At 63.4% G+C, this 22,278-nt stretch carries 20 protein-coding genes and 1 tRNA gene; 9 read left to right on the forward strand and 12 right to left on the reverse strand.

The window, feature by feature from the left end:
* Positions 1–147 precede the first annotated feature (147 nt).
* The 8 genes from CAP2UW1_RS01185 (at position 148) to CAP2UW1_RS01220 (ending at position 6,318) form a co-directional block, all read left to right on the forward strand.
* Positions 148–1,188, forward strand: coding sequence for a DUF1615 domain-containing protein (locus CAP2UW1_RS01185; RefSeq protein ID WP_291913607.1), 1,041 nt, complete (start codon positions 148–150; stop codon positions 1,186–1,188).
* A 106-nt stretch (positions 1,189–1,294) separates the two neighbouring features.
* A tRNA-Phe gene (locus CAP2UW1_RS01190) sits at positions 1,295–1,370 on the forward strand.
* A gap of 215 nt (positions 1,371–1,585) precedes the next feature.
* The gene (locus CAP2UW1_RS01195; protein ID WP_199931546.1) at positions 1,586–2,215 is read left to right on the forward strand and encodes a hypothetical protein; all 630 of its coding nucleotides are present in this window, start codon (positions 1,586–1,588) and stop codon (positions 2,213–2,215) included.
* Positions 2,216–2,272: 57 nt separating this feature from the next.
* Entirely contained in the window at positions 2,273–2,683 is a 411-nt protein-coding gene (locus tag CAP2UW1_RS25180) for a hypothetical protein (RefSeq protein WP_199931547.1), read from the forward strand.
* Positions 2,684–2,725: 42 nt separating this feature from the next.
* The gene (locus CAP2UW1_RS01205) at positions 2,726–4,051 is read left to right on the forward strand and encodes an IS4 family transposase (protein WP_012806920.1); all 1,326 of its coding nucleotides are present in this window, start codon (positions 2,726–2,728) and stop codon (positions 4,049–4,051) included.
* 89 nt (positions 4,052–4,140) lie between these two features.
* Positions 4,141–4,707, forward strand: a complete 567-nt coding sequence (locus CAP2UW1_RS01210) for a hypothetical protein (RefSeq protein ID WP_199931548.1) — start codon at positions 4,141–4,143, stop codon at positions 4,705–4,707.
* Between the two features lie 91 nt (positions 4,708–4,798).
* The gene (locus CAP2UW1_RS01215; protein WP_041568016.1) at positions 4,799–5,398 is read left to right on the forward strand and encodes a type IV toxin-antitoxin system AbiEi family antitoxin domain-containing protein; all 600 of its coding nucleotides are present in this window, start codon (positions 4,799–4,801) and stop codon (positions 5,396–5,398) included.
* Positions 5,395–6,318 (forward strand): nucleotidyl transferase AbiEii/AbiGii toxin family protein, encoded by a 924-nt coding sequence (locus tag CAP2UW1_RS01220; protein WP_012807043.1) that lies wholly within the window; start codon positions 5,395–5,397, stop codon positions 6,316–6,318. The genes CAP2UW1_RS01215 and CAP2UW1_RS01220 overlap by 4 nt, the downstream gene beginning before the upstream one ends.
* Positions 6,319–6,581: 263 nt before the next feature.
* Here CAP2UW1_RS01220 and CAP2UW1_RS01225 read toward each other — a convergent pair whose 3' ends face one another.
* From CAP2UW1_RS01225 to glnA, 12 genes are all read right to left on the reverse strand, one after another.
* On the reverse strand, positions 6,582–8,819 hold the full coding sequence (locus CAP2UW1_RS01225) for a 6-phosphofructokinase (protein ID WP_012807044.1): 2,238 nt from the start codon (positions 8,817–8,819) through the stop codon (positions 6,582–6,584).
* Positions 8,820–8,999: 180 nt separating this feature from the next.
* A complete protein-coding gene (locus CAP2UW1_RS01230) occupies positions 9,000–11,207 on the reverse strand; it encodes a 3'-5' exonuclease (protein WP_012807045.1) in 2,208 nt (735 codons plus the stop codon).
* Between the two features lie 377 nt (positions 11,208–11,584).
* A complete protein-coding gene (locus tag CAP2UW1_RS25185) occupies positions 11,585–11,731 on the reverse strand; it encodes a hypothetical protein (protein ID WP_012807046.1) in 147 nt (48 codons plus the stop codon).
* Position 11,732: 1 nt separating this feature from the next.
* Positions 11,733–13,634 (reverse strand): DUF4178 domain-containing protein, encoded by a 1,902-nt coding sequence (locus CAP2UW1_RS01235; RefSeq protein WP_012807047.1) that lies wholly within the window; start codon positions 13,632–13,634, stop codon positions 11,733–11,735.
* A 68-nt stretch (positions 13,635–13,702) separates the two neighbouring features.
* The gene (locus tag CAP2UW1_RS01240; RefSeq protein WP_012807048.1) at positions 13,703–14,746 is read right to left on the reverse strand and encodes an SPFH domain-containing protein; all 1,044 of its coding nucleotides are present in this window, start codon (positions 14,744–14,746) and stop codon (positions 13,703–13,705) included.
* A gap of 70 nt (positions 14,747–14,816) precedes the next feature.
* A complete protein-coding gene (locus CAP2UW1_RS01245; protein WP_012807049.1) occupies positions 14,817–15,221 on the reverse strand; it encodes a DUF350 domain-containing protein in 405 nt (134 codons plus the stop codon).
* Positions 15,222–15,255: 34 nt separating this feature from the next.
* Positions 15,256–15,975 (reverse strand): type III pantothenate kinase, encoded by a 720-nt coding sequence (locus CAP2UW1_RS01250; RefSeq protein ID WP_012807050.1) that lies wholly within the window; start codon positions 15,973–15,975, stop codon positions 15,256–15,258.
* Positions 15,972–16,778: a biotin--[acetyl-CoA-carboxylase] ligase gene (locus CAP2UW1_RS01255; protein WP_012807051.1), complete on the reverse strand. Its 807-nt coding sequence runs from the start codon at positions 16,776–16,778 to the stop codon at positions 15,972–15,974. The genes CAP2UW1_RS01250 and CAP2UW1_RS01255 overlap by 4 nt, the downstream gene beginning before the upstream one ends.
* A gap of 38 nt (positions 16,779–16,816) precedes the next feature.
* On the reverse strand, positions 16,817–18,247 hold the full coding sequence (ntrC, locus tag CAP2UW1_RS01260; protein ID WP_012807052.1) for a nitrogen regulation protein NR(I): 1,431 nt from the start codon (positions 18,245–18,247) through the stop codon (positions 16,817–16,819).
* 60 nt (positions 18,248–18,307) lie between these two features.
* The gene (glnL, locus tag CAP2UW1_RS01265; RefSeq protein ID WP_012807053.1) at positions 18,308–19,414 is read right to left on the reverse strand and encodes a nitrogen regulation protein NR(II); all 1,107 of its coding nucleotides are present in this window, start codon (positions 19,412–19,414) and stop codon (positions 18,308–18,310) included.
* Positions 19,414–19,905 (reverse strand): DUF4124 domain-containing protein, encoded by a 492-nt coding sequence (locus CAP2UW1_RS01270; RefSeq protein ID WP_012807054.1) that lies wholly within the window; start codon positions 19,903–19,905, stop codon positions 19,414–19,416. Before CAP2UW1_RS01270 ends, glnL begins: the two co-directional genes overlap by 1 nt.
* A gap of 184 nt (positions 19,906–20,089) precedes the next feature.
* Entirely contained in the window at positions 20,090–21,505 is a 1,416-nt protein-coding gene (glnA, locus tag CAP2UW1_RS01275; protein ID WP_012807055.1) for a type I glutamate--ammonia ligase, read from the reverse strand.
* 304 nt (positions 21,506–21,809) lie between these two features.
* On the opposite strand from glnA, the gene CAP2UW1_RS01280 reads away from it, so the two are divergent.
* The gene (locus CAP2UW1_RS01280; RefSeq protein WP_012807056.1) at positions 21,810–22,259 is read left to right on the forward strand and encodes a rhodanese-like domain-containing protein; all 450 of its coding nucleotides are present in this window, start codon (positions 21,810–21,812) and stop codon (positions 22,257–22,259) included.
* The last annotated feature ends 19 nt before the right edge of the window (positions 22,260–22,278 follow it).

The raw sequence follows: 22,278 nt of genomic DNA on the forward strand, positions 1-22,278 counted from the left end.
TACGAATCGCGAGCCTCGCCGCGAGCCCGCGCCGCTTTGCCAGCAGACTCGTCGGCGAGCTCGCCGGCCCCGCTACGCGAAGCGTCGCCGATCACCCCGACGCCGCCGACCCTCGGCTCGCCGGCTCCACTGCCACAACCGGCGCCCGTGCCCTACCCGAGCGCGAACGAGGCCCGGTTGGCGCTCGACCGCCTGCTGCCGACGGGTATCAGCGAGCGCAGCGCTTGGGCGGTGGACATCCTGACAGCGTTTGCCTCTCTGCGGATTCCGGCGCTGGCAGAGAACCTCTGCGCAACCATCGCCATCATCGCGCAGGAATCGAGCTTCCAGGCTGACCCGCCAGTGCCCGGCCTGGCACACATCGTCTGGCAGGAAATCGAACGGCGACGCGAAAGGTATGCCATCCCGAAAGTCGTTCTCGATCTGGCGCTGCTCAAGTCCTCCCCGGACGGCCGTACCTACCGCGCGAGGATAGATGCCTTGCGCACAGAAAAGCAGATGAACGCGCTCTACGAGGAGATGATCTCGGAACTGCCGGCGGGTCGGATGCTCCTCGGAGGCTACAACCCGGTCCGCACCGGTGGGCCGATGCAGGTCAGCGTCACCTTCGCCGAGGAGCAGGTGCGCAACCGCCCTTACCCTTACACGCGCCGGGACAGCATCCGTGACCAGGTCTTCACCCGTCGCGGCGGCGTCTATTTTGGCGTCGCGATGCTGCTCGACTACCCGGCCGCGTACAGTCAGATGCTTTACCGCTTCGCCGACTTCAATGCCGGCCGCTACAGCAGCCGGAATGCCGCCTTCCAATCGTCGGTTGCGCGCCTCAGCGGTTCTCCCCTGGCACTCGATGGCGATCTCCTGCGTTACAGCGACGGTTCTCCGGCGGCGGAAGCCAGCGACACACAACGCGCCATCCAGTCCTTGCGGGTACGGCTCAACCTGAGCGAGGCCGAGATCCTGCGCGATCTCAAACTCGAGAAGTCGTTCGCTTTCGAGCAGACGCCGCTCTACCAACGGCTATACGCACTCGCCGACGCCGCCGGCGCCGGAAAACGTCCGCGCGAGTTGCTACCCCGGATTGACCTGAAAAGTCCGAAAATCTCGCGCCGGCTGACCACCGAGTGGTTCGCCCGCCGCGTCGATGAGCGTTACCGCAATTGTCTCGAAAGAAATGTGCCAGCCACTTGACTACGAGGCACAGGCAAGGTCGGCGACGCTGTCGCCCCCGCTTTGCTGATGCGTACGCACTTTTTTTGACGGCACGGAAGGCATTGGATATAATTCTGGGTTGATTGGCCAAGTAGCTCAGTTGGTAGAGCAGCGGACTGAAAATCCGCGTGTCCGTGGTTCGATTCCGCGCTTGGCCACCAGATCCTAAAGCCCGGACTCGCTCCGGGCTTTTTCGTATCTGCCCGCAATGCGAGTCCTGGCGGGGCTTCGCGGATTTGCCTCGCGAGCGCCACCCCTCCCATCCCCGCGTTTCTGGCCCTTCACGGCCTCTCTGTTCTCCGTTTCTATCTGGTGGTCTCGCGAGCGTGCGCGAGACCGCCCCCTGTATTGGCGGGGGTTTGGAGGCGGTCGGTTGTTGTCGGCAAGTCCTGGGGCGAAAGCGACTGCATGGAAACAGACGCAGCAAAACCGCCCGGAGTGCGACGACGAGTCAATCGATCTCGTCGGCGGCGGTTCATCACCGGATCTCGGCGAGCGCATGCGCACACTGCGCTGCTTCAAGGATCGCGAAGCGCGGATGATCACCACGCCGGTGCTCGCAGCGACACTCGATACGGTGATGAAACTCGCCGACGGACGGCGCGGCAGCTACCTGACCCATTTGCTGCGCCTGGCCTCCTCGGACCTGATCATCGACGAGGTCGACATGTATTCGCCGATGGATCTTCTGGCGATTGGCCGTCTCGTGGAAGCCGCGGGTTTCTGGCGCAGCCGCCTCATTCTGAGTTCGGCGACGCTCTCGCCAGTGATCGCTTTTGCTCTCTTTCGCGCCTACCTCGCCGGGGTCAAGTCGCGCGATGCCCTGGAGAGCGCAGAGACACGGATCTTCGGGGGCTGGTTCTCGGATTCGACGCCGCCCGTCATCCAGAAGATCTCCTCGCCGGAAGGTTTCGAGCAGGAACACCTGGCGTTTGCCGGAGGGGTTGCGGAGATGGCAGGCGTGCAGGGTAAACGGCGGGTTGCCGGATGTATCCATCGTCAATAAGCTGCGGATGCCCCCGCGTTAGAGCAGCGGCAGCAGCTATTGTCCCTGGTGGCTGCCGTGGATCACCTTCACCGGCTCAACGCTGTATGCCTGCCAGATGAACGCCGCTTCTCCGTCGGATGTGTTCAGGTGGTCCATGTAGTGCATTGCCAGCGCTTGGCCCTGGCGCTCGCGGCCTGGGCCGCCGAGGAAAGAGCCGTCGAGGCGCTCGATATCCGCGTGATTTGCCTGCACGGCCGACTGTCGCTGGCGACGCGCAACTGGATTAATGGGCAACTGAACCGAATGCTCTGCCGAAAGGGAGAAAATGGCGATCTCGCGCCGCTGGCCAATCCATTTGTGCGGGATTTCGTTGCCGGCTCGTCGTGCCTGAACATCGCGGTGATCCTCGTTTCGACACTGGAGACCACCGGCAGGGATCATGATTTCGATTGGGGGGTAATCGCATATCCTTATACACAACTTTAGCATCTCGTTGTAAGCTGCCGATTTTTTTGAGAAGGTGGCAGAATGGGCTGGGCTGGGGAGGAGCTGAAGGAAGTTGACTTGGGGGACCGACGACTGAACAAGCGAGCGATCACGTTGTTGGACACGCTGGCGGCCAAGCCGACACTGAGTATCCCGTCGGCGTGTTCGGGCTGGTCGGAGACGATTGCGGCCTACCGCTTCCTGGACAATGATGCCGTCACGTGGGAGGGCATCCTGAGACCTCATTGGTCGTGCTCGCGGACGCGGATCGCCTGCCACAAGGTCGTGCTGATGCTGCAGGACACGACCGAACTGGACTTCAACGGGCAAAGCATCGACGGCTTGGGCCCCTTGAGCTATGAAGCTCAGCGCGGTCTGTACGTGCATCCGACGTACGCAGTGAGTACGGATCGCGAGCCCTTGGGGGTTCTGGATGCGTGGATGTGGGCGCGCGAGCCGAAAGACGCCAACGGCCAGCGCCCAGGGATCAAAGAGAGCACGCGCTGGGTCGAGGGCTATGAACGAGTGGCCGAGTTGGCGGCGGAGTTGCCGGACACCCGGCTGGTCTACGTCGCCGACCGCGAGTCCGACATGATCGAACTGATGGCCCGTGCCGGCGAATTGGAGACCCCGGCCGACTGGTTGCTGCGTGCCCAGCACGATCGAGCGCTGCCCGACGGCCAGAAGCTGTGGCAAACGGTGACGTCTGGTGAGGAACTCGGCGGAATCTCTTTCACCCTGCCGGCGAGACATGGCCAGAAGGCTCGCGTAGTGCGCCAGCAACTTTGGGCGCGCGTCGTCGATCTTCCGCATGGCAAGAACAAAACGATCCGAGCTACCTGTGTGGTGGCCAAGGAGATCGACCCCCCTGCCGGCAGCACCCCGGTTGAGTGGCGCCTGCTGACCAATCGCACCGCCGAGACGCTCGCCGAGGTGGCGGAGCTGATTGACTGGTATCGCGCGCGCTGGGAGATCGAGATCCTCTTCCACATCCTCAAGAACGGCTGCCGGATCGAGTCCCTGCAATTGCGCACGATCGACGGCCTGCAACGCGCCATCGCGCTGTACCTCATCGTTTCCTGGCGCATTGCGATGCTGATGCGATTCGGCCGGACCTGTCCAGACTTGCCAGCCGACTTGTTCTTCGACCAAGATGAATGGCATGCCGCCTATCTCCTCAACAAAAAGAAACCTCCGGCTGACCCACCAACTCTCAACCAGGTCCTGCGATTGGTGGCCATGCTCGGCGGTTTCTTGGCGCGCAAAGGCGACGGCGAGCCGGGCGTCAAAACGATCTGGATCGGGTTGCAGCGCGTCATGGACTGCGTCGTCGGCCTCCAGTTCATGCGTGAGGCGGCCCCGGGGTGAGTTGTGTATAAGGATATGGGGTAATCGAGAGCCGGCAAGAGCGAGACATTCTCCAGTTTGTCGGGCGGATGCGCCGGCATCGACCGCCCTTGCCCGACAGCGGCTTCAAGAGTCTGGAGATTTGGGACGTGCCGCTGCGGTGGGATGGAAAGCCATGGCAACCGCAAAACACGGGCGACAACCCGGCGGCTTTTCAGCGCTTCGGGGTGGGCGACACGATGGGTGAACGGCTCGGCGGCGCGGGGCGAAGCAATCTTACGCAGGTGCTGTTGCGTCGTGCCATCGGCAAGTGCACCGGCGAGGGCACCGGCGTGCGCCGCATGCACCTATATTGGCGCGACGGCGACCAGCAGTGGTTCTACGTCGTCGAAGCGGGCCGGGAGTTGGAGACATCGATAGAACAGCAGGGCATCAAACCCTTGAGCGTTGAAGCAAAGGGCTTCCTGTTTACCTTTGACGAAGAGGCCGAGATCGACGAAATTCGTGCCAGCACCGGGGCATTTCTCAAGAGGGATCGTCTTCGGCTCGCCAGTGTATATTTCACGCAGCAGCCGTCTGCTGACAATTCACGGCTGGACTATCACTGCCAAGTCGGCTTGATAGGGGATTCCAGCGTTCGTGGCGGGGAGGGTGGCGTCAATTATCTTGTCCGGTAGACGACAGTGCGTGCGGCGCGCATAGGCACATTCGTTTCGATTCATCGGCAGTTATTGACATTTGCCGATGTTATGAAACATTATGCCCGACATGGACACCACTGCCGAGAGGCTGATCGAACTGGCTCGATCCCGAGGACTGATTCGCCCCTGTGATCTGGCACCGTTTGGAATTCCCCGGGTCTCCCTGACCCGTGCCGTCCGCAGCGGCCTGCTGGAGCGGATCGGGCGTGGGCTCTACGGCCTGCCCGGACGCGAGGTTTCGGCCCACGGTTTGCTGGCGGAAGTGGCGCGCAGGGTGCCCAAGGGTGTTGTTTGTCTGCTCTCGGCACTGCGTTTTCATGGTCTGACGACGCAGGCCCCGTTCGAGGTGTGGCTGGCGATCGAGAACAAGGCCCTCGCGCCGAAACTCGACTATCCGCCACTGCGCATCGTCCGTTTCTCCGGCAAGGCATTCACCGAGGGCGTGGAGGAACACGTCGTGGATAGCGTGACCATCCGTATCACCGGCGTTGCCAAGACCGTCGCCGACTGCTTCAAGTATCGGAACAAGATCGGTCTCGACGTCGCCCTGGAGGCGCTACGCGAGGCTTGGCACGAGAGGCGCATGAGCAGTGACGACATCTGGCGATACGCCAAGGTCTGCCGTGTGGCCAACGTAATGCGTCCTTACCTGGACAGTCTGACGTGAGCGTTCGGAACATCGGAGCTGCCATCCGTAACAGGCTGCTCAATAAGGCTCGTGCCGAGAACCTGGACTACAATCTGCTGCTGACCAGATATGCACTGGAGCGCATGCTCTACCGCCTGAGCATCTCGGAACAACGCGACCAGCTCGTGCTCAAGGGAGCATTGCTGTTCGATCTGTGGTTCGATGTGCCACACCGACCCACCCATGACGCCGATTTACTCGGTTTTGGGCCGGCCGAGATTCCACACATCGAGCAGGTCTTCCGGAGTATGTGCAGCATTGAGGTCGAGGACGGCATCGTGTTCCAGCCCGACTCGGTGAAGGCCACAGAGATCCGCAAGGAGGCCAGCTACTCTGGCCTCCGGGTCACGCTGGTGGGGATGTTGGACAGCGCCCGCTGCCCGGTGCAGATCGATATCGGTTTTGGTGATGCCGTCGTGCCCGGCCCAGATGAGGTCCACTATCCGGTCATCCTCAGCGAGATGGCCGGGCCACAACTCCGGGCCTATCCCCGCTACACCGTAGTGGCGGAAAAGCTGGAGGCGCTGACCTCACTTGGAATGCTCAATAGCCGGATGAAGGATTTCTTCGATCTGTGGGTACTGGCCAGGCATTCTGACTTCGATGGCCCGATCTTGTCGCGGGCGGTTGCGGCCACGTTCGAGCGTCGGCGCACTCCTATCCCCCATGGGGCGCCGATCGGCTTGAGCGACGAGTTCATCAATGACGCCCAGAAGAACAAGCAGTGGCAGGCCTTCCTGCGCAAGAACGCGCTAGATCCAATGCCGCTGGCGAAGGTGATTGCCGATCTGCGGGAGTTTCTACTGCCGGTGTTGGCGTCAGTCGAGGCGAGTGGCAGCCACGATATGGCCTGGTGGTGCCGAGAAGGATGGCGGCAACTGACCGAGCACGGCACCTGAGTCAGCAGGGTGGCAGTCGAGACGTGCGGTACGATCTGCGTTGAAGTTCGCTGCGGCTCCGCCGCATTCCGGCCAACACCCGCATTACCCAGACACACACCCTCACACTTCCTCACCAGTACTCACATGCCCCGATAGCCAGTCGTGCTCCAGGATCCGATTGCACCACCAGCACCCTCCAAAAAAATACGGCAACCTCAGCTTGCCGTATTTTTTCATTTGCCGACCCGGGTTTCAGCGTTCTGACACGGGTACCGGCTGGATCAGGCCTCCGTCGCGATCGACTGCGCCATCGTTTGAACCACCGGTCGCAGCTCCAGCCACCACTGTTCCTTGGGCCGAAAATGGGTCCAATCGACCATCTCCGACATCCTGCCGAGCGGAACGAGCGTGACCTTGCCCTCGACCAGACCAATGAAGGCGCCATCCGCCGAGCCGCTTGCCAGTTGCTCACTCAGGAAGCTGATGCAGTGCGCCGCCAGTCGCGTTGCCAGAATGCGATCGTACGGCGAGGGATTGCCGCCCTGCTGGAAATGGCCCAGCACGGAACGGCGCACGTCAAAGAGACCGCGACCCTCCTCCTCGAACAGCGCACACATGAAGTCGGTCGTGTACTGCGCGTTGGCTCGCTCGTTGCGTATGGTCAGGTAGAGTCGTCGGCCAGTGTGGAACGCGTCCACCATATGCTCGACTTCGGCTTGCAGGTCCTTCAGGGTGACGCCTTCCTCGTGCAGATAGACGCGTTCGGCGCCACCGGCCAGACCACTCATCAGTGCCAGGTAGCCACAGTAGCGGCCCATGGTTTCGACCACAAAACAGCGCTTGGCGGCCATCGCCGACTGCTTGACCCGATCGAGGGCGCCGACAATGGCGTTGAGCGCGCTATCGGCGCCAACGCTGAGTTCCGAGCCGGGCAGGTTGTTGTCGATCGTCGCCGGCAGGCAGATGATCGGGATCTTGAAGGCGGGATAGCGGTCGCGCTCGCAGTGCAACTGGTACGCTGCCTTGTAGGCCATCCAGCCGCCGATGACCAGCAGGCCTTCGATCTGGTGCGTTTCAATCGCGCGCGCGACGGCGTAGAGCTCCTCGACGCTGGGGATGTGGCGATTGGTGCCCAGTTCACAGCCGCCCAGGCCGGTCCAGCCTTCAACGTCGCCCCAGGTGAGTTCCTCGATTCGGCCGGCGAGCAGGCCCTCGAAACTGCCGCGCACGCCGAGCAGGGTCAGGCCCCGATCCCGACCGAAGCGTACCGCGGCACGCACGGCAGAATTCATCCCCGGCGCCAGTCCTCCCGCATGAATGATCGCCAGGCGGCGCGGGCGGGTCGTCGCAGTCACGCTCGGTGAGGCCTCGGCGATTGCCTTGAAAACGTCGAACATCTCGGTAAAGCTGCCGCCACGAAGCTCCATTGCCCGGGCGTAGTTCTGCTCGCCGATCATTTGGGCAACGGCGCGAGTCTGCTCGACGCACTGCATCAAGGGTACCCGCTGAATACGGTTTTGGCGGATCCCGATCAGTTGCGGTTCACTGTCGGGCGTCGCCGAAAGCACCTCCTGAACAGCGGCAAAGCCGAGCAAAGTGCTCATCCAGCGATCGAAGCTGCTGGGCGTGCCGCCGCGCTGCACATGACCGAGAATGGTCACGCGGGTGTCCTCGTCGAGTCGCTCCTGGAGCACCTGCCGCACATAGTCACAACTGATCGGGTTGCCAGCGCGGTCCTGGGCGCCCTCGGCGACGACGACGATGCTGTCGCGGCGGCCGGCAATGCGGCCCTGGCGCAACAAGCCGCACATCTGTTCTTCCCAGCCCTCGGGTGGCGGGCTTTCGGGAATGAGTACGTAGTCGGTGCCGCCGGCAATGGCGCTCATCAAAGCCAGATAGCCGCAGTGGCGACCCATGACCTCAACCACGAAACTGCGTTGATGACTGGCGGCGGTGCTGGCAATGGCGTCGATCGCCTCGACGATGCGGTGCAGGGCGGAATCGGCACCGATCGTCATGTCGGTCCCGACCATGTCGTTGTCGATCGATCCGACCAGGCCGGCGATCATCAGCGCTGGGTGCGCGCGCGCCGTCTGTTCGTCAATCTGTCCGCTCTCCAGCAATTCGGCCAGCAGGCCGGGCCACTCTCGGCGAAAAGTGTCGGCGCCGGTCAGACTGCCGTCACCGCCGATGATGACCAGTCGGTCAATGCCGTGGCGAAGCAGGTTGTGGGCGGCGCGCAGCCGCCCTGCGCGTTCGCGGAAGGCGGCGCAGCGAGCGGTGCCGATGATTGTGCCGCCGCGATGCAGGATGCTGCCGACATCATCCCAGGACTGTAGCCGGATGCGTTCGCCACCATCTACCATTCCCTGATAGCCTTCGTAGATGGCGTAAACGGCGGCGCCCTGATGCAGCGCGGTGCGGACGACGGCCCGCACGGCCGCGTTCATGCCCTGGGCGTCGCCGCCGCTGGTGAGGACGCCGATACTCTTTGGGGGACTCTTGTTGTTCATGTTCATGTTGGCAATCTCGATGAGAGGTGGATGATCAGTGGCAACGGGGGGAGTATAGGTGGCGCTGCCAAACGGGGTCAATTCGGGGTCGCTGCCTCGCTCGCGTCGGCTGACGACGGGTTTCCTGACGCTGTACGGCGTGTCCCAGCCAAGTGCAGCCGAGGATCCTGGCCCAGCCACCCAGCCTTAGTACTTGACTCGCGCAAAGTAGGTTTTCTCGGAAGCCTCCAGTGCTTGCCGGAGGGTCGTGATTCCCATCTGAGCCAGCAGCGGCAGCATCTTCAGGAACACCTCGGCGGTGGCACAGGCGTCACCCAGCGCATTGTGGCGATCTTCGATGCCGATCCCCAGCCGTTCGGCGATGCTGTCCAGTTGGTGAGACTCCTGATTGGGATGCAGCACACCCGAGAGCAGCAGGGTATCGAGGACGGGCTGACTGAAAGCCACGCCGGTGCGCTCCTCCTTCAATTGCAGGAAGCGCATGTCGAAGGCGGCGTTGTGCGCGACCAGCACGGTATCGTTGCAGAAATCGTGCAAAGCCGGCAGCACCACTTCGATGTTCGGCTGCCCGCGCACCATGTCATCGCTGATCCCGTGGATGCGGATCCCTTCGGGTCGGATGAAGCGTTCGGGGTCGACCAACTGGTCGAAGTTCTCGTTGCGCAGCAGGCGGCCATTGACGATGCGCACGGCGCCGATCTGGATGATCTCGTCGCCGGCAGCCGGTTCCATCCCGGTGGTCTCGGTGTCGAAAACTGTGTACGTCAGGTCCGACAAGGGACGGTCGAGGTCGATGCTCTGATCCTGAAAATGGAACAGGTCGAAGTCGTAGTACTCCGGGCGTACGCCGCTGTCGTCGATCATCTCGCTCGCCCCCAGTTCGTCCGGCGCGGCTACCGGCAAGACGAAACGGAAGAACGCACGCTGTGCAGCCTTTTCGCGCTCGTACCAGATTTCGCCTCCATGACGATCGATGACGTCGCGCAGGGACAGCGGCGAGATTTCCTTGCCGACCTGCATGGTTTCCGTCTCCCAGGTGTAGGACGTCTCGGTGGACATCGCGTGACCGGCCCAGATGAGATCCAGGTAGGCGAGCTTGCCGAAAGGCAGCAGGCGGAAGCGAAGCTCCTTGATCTGATAGTTGTCGATCAGACGGGAGGCGAGAAAGCAGATCGAGAAGACCAGCGAGAAGCTTTCCACCCGCAGCCACAGGGCCTCGTCGATCTCCTCGCTCTTCGTCGGCAGGCCCAACTGCTGTTCGATACGCCGTTGTGCGGCGGCAACGATGTCCAGACCCAGCACGTCCTCGAGCGGCCAGCGCGTTTTCAGCGAATCGGCAAACTCGCTCATTGTCTGATCGAGGCGTTGACTCATGCGAACCACTTCATCGCTGATGATGCCGACGAAGCGCTCACGAATTTCGAGTTCCATGTCGGGGTAGTCCATCAGGTTGCCAACGGCTACCCGGATGTTCGCCAGGCAACCCCGACTTCCGTCGGTCAGCGATTGCAGCACCTGATCCCGGCGTGACTCCTGCTCGAGACTACGGGTGATGTTCTCCACGGTGAGCACGTAGCCCGTCATGTCGCGCTGCCGCAGGTCTTCGCCGGCCGCCAGCACCGGGACCAATTGAACACGCAGGAGTTGTCCACCGCGTGCCGTCGTGATGAAGTTGGCGATCGCTGCGGCGGCACCCTTGTCCAAACGCTGGCGAACCACTTCCAGCGCATGGTCGATCTGGTTCCGCTCCAGGATGGAGAAGATCGAGCGGCCCAGGCCGATCAGCGCGCCGCCGGCGATTGCCGTCCCACCTTGCGCAAGGGCCTTGAACTGCAGTCGGGCGCGGCTGTTGTAGAGCAGGATGCGTCCGTCCAGATTGCAGACCACCACCGCTTGTGCCAACTCCGACATGAGTGCCGCCAGGCGATTCTTTTCGGCCTCCACCGAGGCCTTGGCGGTGGCGATCTGGGCCTCGACGTCGTCCATCAGGCCGTCGCGCTGTTGCGCCAGATCGTTCGTCGCCTCGGCCAACAGCCGCACCTCCGGCGGGCCTTCCGGCGTGACCCGGAAATCGCGATTGGCCGACAGCATCAGGCGCAGGTTCTCGACCATCTTGAGCAAGCCCTGTACGTACTGGCGGAACAGATAGCGAATCACCAGCAAACCCAGAATGAAGCCGAAGGTCGTCATCAGCGCGCCGAGGGACAGGTGCGGCGCAATCAACTGAACGAGAAGTTCCTGCTCCGCCGGTTGCGCGCTCGCCCAGATCAGGATTGCCGTGATCACGAACGGCCCGGTCATCAGCAGACCGAGGACGATGACCGAAATGATGAAGCGGATACGCGCGTCCATCGCCGATAGCTGGTCGACAAGCGAGGGGTTTCTGGCATTCATGACGTCCCTTTCAATTCGCCGCGTATTCTACCGGCTCTCTCCCTCTGGGGCGTCTCCGCTGCCGCGGGCAGTACTCGCCAACGGGATCCCGACTGCCGCAGGCCAGTACGCAGCCCCGGGCGCTCGTCTGATCGCCGCCGGGAGCAGCACCAGACCAAAGGTAACCCGCACAGCGACGAGTCAATGGACGTGTCCGGCCATTCGCCCCGAAAGCGGTGGCACACGGCGCTATGGCGCGCGTTCTCTCACCGCGCGGCGGGATGACATCCGTCATTTCTACGCGCAGGCCGCTCCTCGGTGCGATGAGCAGCCGGCCCCGGCAGGAGGCGCAAGGACGCGACCAGACCTGCCGGGGGCCTCACATGCCCGCGCCGGCCCTACTTGTGATAGCCACGACCAGCCGTGCCGGCAACGCGTGCGGTCTGCGCGCCGGCCTCGCGGTCGAAGAGACTCCAGCCCTGGTACTGGGCGTGGCTGAAAAGAGCCAGGGCGAGCAGACCGGCGAGCCAGTTGGCCTTGATCATCTCAGTCGTCCTTGCCGCCGAGGTCGCTTTCGCTCCAGCGGCGCGCTTCGAAGGCATTGCGCCGCCAACGCGAGATCAGCGGAAAAATCGCCAGGAAGATCAGCAGCAGGACGAAGTTGGACCAGACGGTCGGATTGCGGACGACTTCCAGCGTGTCGACCACCGCCGCCGCGTCGTCGGTGCCGAGTTCGTACTCGAGCACGAGGTAGTAAGTCCCCGCGGGTACGGCCTTGAAGACCATTTCCTCGGACGGCGACCCCTCGGACCAGCTCTCGCCATCGTCTACGCCCTTGTAGTGGCTGACTTCCTGTTCGCCCTGGTAGGACTCGCCGGTGTTCTTTTCGACCAGCGTCGTGCTCAGCGACAGCCAGTTGTTGGTGACGTCGGTGGCGTGCCGCACCAGCAGGGCGCGCGCACGGCTCTTGAGGACAAACTCCTGACTGGTCAACGTCGCCTCTTCGTTTTGCGGCGAGAGCACCAGCTGTTGTTTCAGAACGAGCTGCGAAGCGAACAGAAATGTGAAAGCCAGTTGCACGGCAGTTGCCGCCAGGGCGAGCTTCCAGAACAGGCTGCAGGTAGTGCGGTGGGTCTCCGCCAGCGGGTTGGGCTGGTTGGCATAGACGCCGCTGCGCGGCAGCGGTGTCTTCATCCGGAAAGCGGCGCAGAGATCGGCCGCTTCGAGGTACTCGGCCTGCGACCAGCTTGCTTCTTTCGCCGTCACCTCGCGCGACAGCATCAGCGGTGGGCAGACGTAGTCGTCGACCGCGCAGGTTTCGCCGACGGTAACCCGCCAGTAGAACTCGCCGACGACGTAGGTCACCTGTGCCTTGCCGCGATTGAAAAGCTTGAACTCCTTGCCGTCAAGCTTGAACTTGGGCTGCTTACGGCTGACCGACGGCGGCTTGGCGAGCGTGCGCGCGAAATTCCAGTGGCCCTGATATTCGATCAGCCAGGCAAACCCGTCCGTCGCGTTGAACAGCAGGTACTCCGACCACGGGTACTCGGTGCCCTCCGAGGTCGTGCTGCGGCGCATGAAACCGATCACTTCCCAGTCGACGCCGTGCAGGCTGCCGCGGCTGCCCAGCGGTAGCCAGGGAACCTCGCGCAGCGCCTGCGCCGCGCGCGCGAGCAAGCGGACGTTCTCGTTGTCGATGCCGATGATCGAGCCGCAGGCGTCGCAGGCAACGCTTTCGATCGCCGGCGAGTGAATCTGCAGCGGCGCGGCACAGTGCGGACAGTTGAAGGCGCGCGCGCCGACCTGCGGCGCGCCGCCGGCGGATGGTTCGGATGCTTCTCTGAGGTTGACGAGCTTGAGATCGACAAAGGTCGTGCTCTGTCCGACGAAGACCAACGGTGGTGTCTCGCTGTAGTCGATGGTCAGGAAACGATCGTTGCTGCGCAGGTCGGCGGTGTTCACGTCGTAACCGGCGGCGACGCGGAACGGTAGCTCGCCCTGTCCGGAGATGCAGCGGGCGGTCTCGAGGTCGGTGACCGTAAACTGGCGTCCATCGAGGGTAACCGCCATCTCGGGGACGAGCACGGTGAAAGCCGGAATCGGTTCGCGCACGCTCACCTGCGCGCTGACGATGTATTCGCCGGCGGCTTCGGCAAGCCAGGCGCTACGGCCGTCGTCGAACAGGATGTGCCACTCGTTCCAGAGTCCGGCTTCGTACTTCAGCTGGATGCGGCCGACGACCAGGAAGTGACGGCTGCGGAAAGTCCCCTCGCTGCCAATCTGGATGCGCGACGTGTCGTCGAGCAGATCCGCCATCCGCCCGAGATTCTGCAGGTCTTCGCCAGTGCGCAGCAGGGTGCTGCGGCAGAACTCGCAGACGGCGTAAATCGACGCGGCTGAGTGGAAGAGAACCGGCGCACCGCAGGAGGGGCAGATGGCTCGTTTCACGAGAGAACTCGCGGCGGACTGGCTGACGAAAGGGGCGGCGGCGTCGCTAGGTCAGCCGGCGTGCCGGGTCAAACCAGCTTGCCCAGCAATTCGGCCTTCTTGACGTCGAACTCGGCCTGCGAAAGGATGCCTTTGGCGACGAGGCCATGCAGCTTCTCGAGCGTGGCGACGACCTCGTCGGCGCTGCTGGCGGCCGCCGCAGCGGTTGGGGTCGCCGGCGACATGGGCTGTTGCGGCGCGCTTCCGGCCTGGACGGCCTGGCCCATGGCAGCGCTCATTGCCTGGCCGATGCCCAGCCCCGCGCCCAGGCCGGCGCCGATCCCGGCGATGCCGCCCTCGTTCTGCGCGGCCAGCGGAATGCTGTTGGCCACCTGGTACTGCGTGTAGCGCCCCAGGTCACCGATCATGTTCATGCCGATGCGTGAATCGAGAACCTTCTGCAGTTCCTCGGGCAGAGAGACGTTCTGCACGACGAAACTGTCGAGCGCCAGCCCGTAGCGCTCGAAGACGGGTTCGAGCTTGCCCTTCAGGGTCCGGCCGAGTTCGTCCTGGTTGGCGGCCATGTCGATGAAAGGTACCCCCGATTCCCCGAACAGGTCGGTCATCGAGCCGATCACCAGATTGCGCAACTGGCCGTCGAGATCGTCGACCATGTACTGTTCGCGGGTTCCGGAGACCTCGGTGTGCAGCTTGCGCGGATCCGTCAGCTTGTACGAGTAGATGCCGAAGGCGCGCATCCGGACCATTCCGAAATCCTTGTCGCGGATCGTGATCGGATTTGGCGTTCCCCACTTGCGGTCGAGTTGCAGGCGGGTCGAGAAGAAATAGACGTCCGACTTGAAGGGCGACTCGAAAAGCTTGTCCCAGTTCTTGAGATAGGTGAGCACGGGCAGCGTGCGGGTGGTCAGCTTGTACAGGCCGGGGCCGAAAACGTCGGCGATCTTGCCCTCGTTGACGAAGATGGCCATCTGCGATTCGCGCACTGTCAGCTGCGCACCATACTGAATTTCGAAGTCCTGCATCGGATAGCGCATGGCGAGCACGCCGTCGCCCTGCTCGGTCCATTGAATGACGTCGATGAACTGTTTCTTGATGAAGTCCATGAAGGCCATGGCTGTCTCCTGAGGTCGAGGGTGGGGGTTCAGGCGCCGGCGAGGAACGGCGAAAGCGACAAGGGAAAGGTCAGTAGGTCATGCAGGCGGCGTTGATCAGGCCGACACTGAGCGACAGGACAGCCAGAAAGATGGCTGGCGCCGTCTTGCCGGCGGGAATGTCCTGGTCGAGCTGCGGCAGCGCCAGCCTGGCCACCAGGTAGGCCAGAATCTGGATGACGCCGGCGATCGCTCCCCAGGACGCCAGGTCGAGCAGCGTATCGCTGTGCGCGATGACGTTGGCCACCGGCATGGCGAAACCGAGCAGCGCGCCCGACAGGCTGACCGCTGCCGCGTTGTTGCCGCCACGAATCAGCGCCACCTCGTGATACGGGGTGACATTCAGGTAAACCAGCAGGAACAACGCGAGCAGGGCGATCGCCACCGCAAAATAGGCGAGAAAAGCGGGCAGCATGGTCAACAGGTGCGTAGGCATCGGGGTTCTCCTGTCTGCAGGCGCTGGCAAGGTTTCACGGCGAGGCGGCGAAGCGCGCCAGCCCGTTGAGGATGAGATTGTCCACCAGTTGGCAAGGGACCTTCAAGTGCGCTGCCAGGCTCCCGGCGCCGCCGCCCGTCAACAGACAGCGAGCGTCCGGTTCGGCGGCGATGCCGGCAAACATGCGCTCGACGGCACCGAGCTGGGCTTGCAGGCAGCCGCTGAAAATGGCGTCCAGAGTGTTGCGCGGCTCGGCACGGAAGACGCCTTCCGCGAGCGGCAACTGCGCCGTATTGTGCGCCAGCGCCGTGCGCATCAGGTCGAAACCGGGAAGGATCAGCCCGCCACGAAAAACGCCGGTGGCGTCGAGCAGGTCGATGGTCGTTGCCGTGCCGGCGCAGACCACCAGACAGGCGCCGGCGAGCATGCCGCGCGCGCCGATCAGCGCTGCCCAGCGATCGGCCCCCAGTTGCTCCGGGCGCTCGTAGGTGTTGCGAACACCGCAGGCGGCGACGCGTGCGCGCAAGAACGAAATCGTTGCATGGCGCGGTGCCAGGAGTGAGCTGATGCTTTCGGCAACCTCGGGGCCGGCGACGTTGCAGATCGCCACACGGGCATTCGCCGGCCATTCGTCAGCGGCCTCGCTCAACCACGCGACGTCCGCCGTCGCCAGCACGCCGCTGTCGAGCCATGCGTTGCCGTCGTTCACCCCCCACTTGATGCGGCTATTGCCGGCGTCGATGGCGACGATCATGCCGCCCTCAGCGACAGGTCGCCGGAGAGACAACGCTCAACCCCGGCCGCCGTTTTCAGGAGCAGCGCCCCGTCGGTATCGGCGCCCAGGCACTTTCCCTCGCGATCGACCAGCCCACCGTTGAGCAGACGCACGTAACGACCCTGCCAGGCATGGCGTGCCTGCCAATCGTCGCGTACCGCGGCGAACCCGCTTTCAGCAAAGCCATCGAGCACGGTCGCCAGGTCGATCAGCAATTGCGCCAGCAGCTGATGGCGGTCGGGCACCGGCGACAGCGCCTGCGCCAGGGCTGCCGGGGGATGCAGCATTTCCTCGTCACCAGTCGCCGGCAACTGCAGGTTGAGACCGATGCCGATCACCGCCAGCATGCTGCCTGGCGCCGCCTCCAGCTCGATCAGAATCCCACCGACCTTGCCGCCATCGAGCAGGATGTCGTTCGGCCACTTCAGTTCAATGCCGGCCACGCCGCTGGCCTCGAGAGCGCGCGCGACGGCTACGCCGACGGCCAGCGACAGGCCGGCCAGTCGTGCGACGGGACACGCGAAGCGCCAGAGCAGGGAGAAGGTCAGGCTGCCCGCTGGCGAGGACAACCAGCTGCGGCCGCGCCGACCGCGTCCGGCCGTCTGCCGGTCGGCGACCAGCAGCGCTCCGCTCGGCGCGCCCTGTCGGGCACGTTCCAGCAACAGCGTGCTGGTCGACACGCACTCGGGCAGCGCTTCGACCGCGAAGCGGTCGCTCGCCGCAGCGAGCCGGAGCTTCAGTCGGGCAGGGTCGATCCGGCAGGTAACGGAGGAATCGTCCATGGCTTCGTCATTCAGGTTAACGCCGCCATTATCGCCGATTATCGCTGCAGAGAGGCTTCCCGATCTTCGCTCGCGCCGGCGCTGTCGAGCCCGAGTTCCTGGATCTTGCGCGTGATGGTGTTGCGGCCGATGCCGAGAGAATGCGCTGCCTCGATTCGCCGACCGCCGGTATGCGACAGGGCGCGGTTGATCAGGACTCGCTCGAAGGCGTGCGTCAGGGTCTCATGGACGTGGCCCGGCTCGCTGATCAGCAGTCGGTCGACTTCCTGGGCGAGCGCGTCTTCCCAGTCGCCCGACTGCGCCGACACCTGCGCATCGCGCAGTTCGGGCGGCAGGTCGGCGAGTTCGACCAGTTGGCCGGGCGCCATGACGGTCAACCAGTGACAGAGGTTTTCGAGCTGCCTTACGTTGCCCGGAAAGTCGACCGAGCACAGGTGCTTCAAGGCAGCATCGGAGAAGCGTTTGCCTTCGACACCGAGTTCGTGCGCGCTTTTCTGCAGGAAGTGGCGCGCCAGGATGGGAATGTCCTCGCGCCGCTCGCCGAGGCTCGGCAGGCGCACGCGGATCACGTTCAGGCGATGGAAGAGATCCTCGCGGAAGAGCCCCTGACGGACGCGCTCTTCGAGGTTCTGGTGCGTTGCGGCAATGATGCGCACCTTGGTCTTTAGCGGCGAGTGGCCGCCGACGCGGTAGTAGTGGCCATCCGAGAGCACGCGCAGCAACCGCGTCTGCAACTCGGCGGGCATGTCGCCGATTTCGTCGAGAAAGAGGGTGCCGCCCTCGGCCTGCTCGAAACGACCCTGTCGTTGCGCCGCCGCGCCGGTGAAGGCGCCGCGCTCGTGGCCGAAGAGTTCGGATTCGAGCAGGTCGCGGGGAATCGCCGCGGTGTTGATGGCGATGAAGGGCTTGTCGGCGCGCGGACTGTGTCGGTGCACGGCGCGCGCCACCAGCTCCTTGCCGGAGCCCGATTCGCCGGTGATCAGCACGGTGGCGCTCGATTGACTCAGGCGACCGATCGCACGAAAGACTTCCTGCATCGCGGGCGCCTGGCCGAGGATTTCCGGCATCAGTCCGACCTCGTTCGGCGCACCACTCTGGTGCAGACTTTCGCCGATCGCTCGCCTAATCAGTTCCAGTGCCTGATCGACATCGAAGGGCTTCGGCAGATACTCGAAGGCGCCGCCCTGAAACGCCGATACGGCGCTCTCGAGGTCGGAATAGGCGGTCATGATGATGACCGGTATTGCCGGGAAGCGTTCCTTGAAGAGTTGCAGCAGTTCCAGCCCCGACTGACCCGGCATCCGGATGTCCGAAACCAGTACCTGCGGAGGATCCCCGCCGGCATCGAGCCGCGCCAGCGCCTCTGTTGCCGAAGCAAAACTCTGAAACGGGATTTTTTCACGGGACAGGGTCTTCTCGAGGACCCAACGGATTGATTTATCGTCGTCAACGATCCAGACCGGTTTCATCGATTCCTCGGGGAGCTTGGCAAGTGTCATCGACTGCAAGCAAGAAATCGGCCAGCCATTTCAGGCGAGCGGTAAGCGAATCGTGAAGCAGGTGTGGCCCGGCCGGCTCTCGCAGTCGATCGTCCCCTGGTGCTGCTGAACGAAGCTCTGTGCGAGAGTCAGACCGAGGCCACTGCCGCCTTCGCGACCGGACACCAGTGGATAGAACATACGCTCCCGGATGTCCTCGGGAATCCCCGGTCCGTCGTCGATCACCTGCACCTCGAGAGCCAGCGGGTAGCGCCGCTTGCACAGCGTCATCTGGCGGGCAACGCGTGTACGCAGCGTGATCTGTCCCTGGCCGACGACGCTGCCGTCGGGTTGCCAGCGGATCGCCTGCGCCGCGTTGCGGGCGACATTCAGAAACACCTGAATCAGTTGCTCGCGGTCACCAATCAGTTCCGGCAGGCTCGTATCGTAGTCGCGACAGACGGCGAGGATGGTTGGGAACTCGGCGGTCAGCAGGCTGCGTACGCGCTCGAGTATCTCGTGGATGTTCACCGGACCCGGCTGCATCGGCCGATGCGGCGACAGGAGGCGGCGCATCAGATCCTGCAGACGGTCGGCTTCCTTGATGATGACCTGGGTGTACTCGCGCAGGCCGGGGTTGTTCAGTTCGTGTTCGAGCAACTGGGCGGCACCACGGATGCCACCCAGGGGGTTCTTGATTTCGTGCACCAGGTTCCGTATCAACTCGCGGTTGGCGTGTTGCTGCTCGACCAGGCGCTCCTCCCGGGTGGCCTTGAGCTGCTGGTCGATGGGCCACAGTTCGACGAGCAGCCGTGCCTGTGGGGCTTCCGCGGGATTGACCGTGCAATTCAGCTTGAGGATCTCGCCGCCGGCGACGCGTAGCTCGATACTCTGTCCGGTGTAGGCCCAGCCGTGATGCAATGCGCTGTCGAGCGCCGCCAGAAGCTTCGGCGGGCACTCGGCCACGCTGTCCAGCCGACAGCCCGCGAAGACCTTGCCGCTGATCTCGAGCAGGTTTTCGGCTGCCGCGTTCATGTAGCGAATGGCCAGCGTCTCGTCGAGCAGGAGCACCGCCGACGACAGCAGGTCAAGCCCACCAAATGGGTTAGCCGAGGGCTCAGTCACAGGCGTGTCCAGATCGCAGCGGGTGCCCGGCATCAACGCAGATTGCTGATCTCCTTGCGGATGGCCTCGACGTTGCGCTGGTGCAAAGCCACCTTGTCCTTGTACGGCTGCAGTCGTTCCTGCACCTTGCCGCCACTGATTGCTCCACCCTGCATGCGCTCGTTCGGCAAGACGGTCGCCTCTTGCTCGGCGAGTTCCTTCTTCGCCTGGTCGGCATTCGCCTGCTCGGCAGTGAGCTCGCTTTCGAGGATCCGCCGGCGGTCGGTGTCGCGCGACTTCTGCGTCTGGTCGTCCACTTTCGGAAAACTGCCCGGTGTCGGTGTCGACGTCGATGCCTTGGGCGCCGCCTTGTTGGCAGGCGCCAGGTTGACGGGGTCGAGCATGATCTTCCGGCAGTTCTTGCTCGGTACGTTCGAATAGGTGATACGGCCATCCAGGTCGCACTTGTAGATATCCTGCGCTTGCGCCGGAACAGCCAGCAGCGACAGCAGGGCGAACGCTATACACAGGTCTTGCCGTTTCATCGTCGTCCCATTTCCTCGTGGCAATTCACCCCGGCCATGAACCGGCCGACATCATCCTGAACCTTGAAACCGTGATCAGACCGCAGTGTATTGGATGACCGAAGTGAATACAAACGCGGGAGCGGGGCGATCGGCAGACAAAAAAAAGGACGGGCAAGCCCGTCCTCTTCGCGCCGCCGCCCGATCAGCAGCTGTAGTACAGGTCAAACTCGACCGGGTGGGTGGTCATGCGGACCTTGTTGACCTCTTCCATCTTCAGCTCGATGAAGGCGTCGATCCAGTCTTCGGAGAAGACGCCACCGCGGGTCAGGAACTCGCGATCCTTGTCGAGCGCGGCGAGGGCCTCTTCGAGGCTGGCGCAGACGGTCGGGATCTTTGCATCCTCTTCCGGCGGCAGGTCGTAGAGGTTCTTGTCGGCCGGATCGCCGGGGTGGATCTTGTTCTGGATGCCGTCGAGGCCAGCCATCAGCAGCGCCGAGAAGCACAGATAGGGGTTGGCGATCGGATCCGGGAAGCGGGTCTCGATACGCCGCGCCTTGTCGGAGGCGACATGCGGAACGCGGATCGACGCCGAGCGGTTCTTGGCCGAGTAGGCGAGCTTGACCGGCGCTTCATAGTGCGGTACGAGGCGCTTGTAGGAGTTCGTGCCAGGGTTGGTTATGGCGTTCAGGGCCTTGGCGTGCTTGATGATGCCGCCGATATAGAAGAGCGCCAGTTCGGAAAGACCGGCGTAGCCGTTACCGGCAAACAGGTTCTTGCCGTCCTTCCAGATCGACTGATGGACGTGCATTCCCGAGCCGTTGTCGCCGACGATGGGCTTCGGCATGAAGGTCGCCGTCTTGCCGTACTGGTGCGCGACGTTGTGCACGACGTACTTGAGAATCTGCGTCCAGTCGGCACGCTTGACCAGCGTGCTGAAGACGGTTCCGATCTCGCACTGGCCAGCGGTGGCGACTTCGTGGTGGTGCACTTCGACCGGCACGCCGACCGATTCGAGCGTCAGGACCATAGCCGAGCGGATGTCGTGCAGGCTGTCGACCGGCGGCACCGGGAAATAGCCGCCCTTGACGCCCGGCCGGTGGCCCGTGCCACCCTCGCTGTCCGACTTCTCGCCACTCGTCCAGGCAGCCTCCTGCGAGTAGATCTTCAGGTTGCAACCCGACATGTCGACACTCCACGCCACGGAGTCGAAAATGAAGAATTCCGGTTCCGGGCCGAAGTAGGCGGTGTCGCCGATACCACAGGACTTCAGGTAGGCTTCGGCGCGGTTGGCGATCGACCGCGGATCGCGGTCGTAACCGCGACCGTCTGCCGGATCGACGACGTCACAGGTGATGACCACAGTGGTTTCGTCGAAGAAAGGATCAACGTAGGCGGTACTCGGGTCGGGCATCAACTGCATGTCGGACGCCTGGATTCCCTTCCAGCCGGCGATCGACGAGCCGTCGAAGGCGTGGCCATTCTCGAACTTGTCTTCGCCAAAAGCGCTGACCGGCACGGTGACGTGCTGCTCCTTGCCACGGGTGTCCGTGAAGCGGAAGTCGACGAACTTCGCCTCGTTTTCCTTGACCATCTTGATCACGTCTTGCGGGCTTGCCATTGCAGAGTCTCCAGAACAGGTGCCGGCTCGGCCGGCGACAAATAGAAAATAGGTGCGCGGGGCAACTAGCAGAAAACGTGCCAAGCCATGCCCTGCTGGGTTTTCATTGTGCCACAAGCATTCTGGACGTTCCGGCCGTCGTCGAGGTTTTTTTGATGCACTACGGCGGGGCGCTACAGGCTCTTCGCGCACCGTTGTGGTGCTGGCTGGTCGGGGAGCCGTTTCGCCCCGCTATGAACCAAGCAAGTGTCTTATACTCTTAATCTCGACAAGACCTCAATCGACAGGCGATTTACCAGCCACCATGGGAAAACTCACCGATCTGCTCAAGCTCGCCCAAGCCCGCGCCAGCGAACTTGCTCTGCCCTACGCGGGCGCACTGACACCGCAGGAGGCACACGAGGTCTGGCAGCTGGCACCGGGTGCCAAACTGATTGACGTGCGCACGCGAGCCGAGTGGGATTGGGTCGGACGCATTCCGGGCGCCATCGAGATCGAGTGGCTGAGCTACCCGGACAACCGGCCCAACACTCATTTTCTGGCGCAACTCAAGCAACAGGTCGATCGTGAGGCCTTGCTGATGTTCATCTGCCGCAGCGGCATGCGCTCGCACAACGCTGCCGCCCTGGCCAGCGAAGCGGCGCATCTCGAGTGTTATAACGTGCTCGAAGGCTTCGAGGGCGACAAGGATGCGAACGGCCAGCGCGGCAAGGTTGGCGGCTGGCGGCGTGCCGGCCTGCCATGGCGCAGCTGATCGTCCGCGCGCCGCCCAC

Source organism: Candidatus Accumulibacter phosphatis (assembly GCF_000024165.1).
In the GTDB taxonomy this organism is placed as follows: Bacteria; Pseudomonadota; Gammaproteobacteria; order Burkholderiales; family Rhodocyclaceae; genus Accumulibacter; species Accumulibacter phosphatis.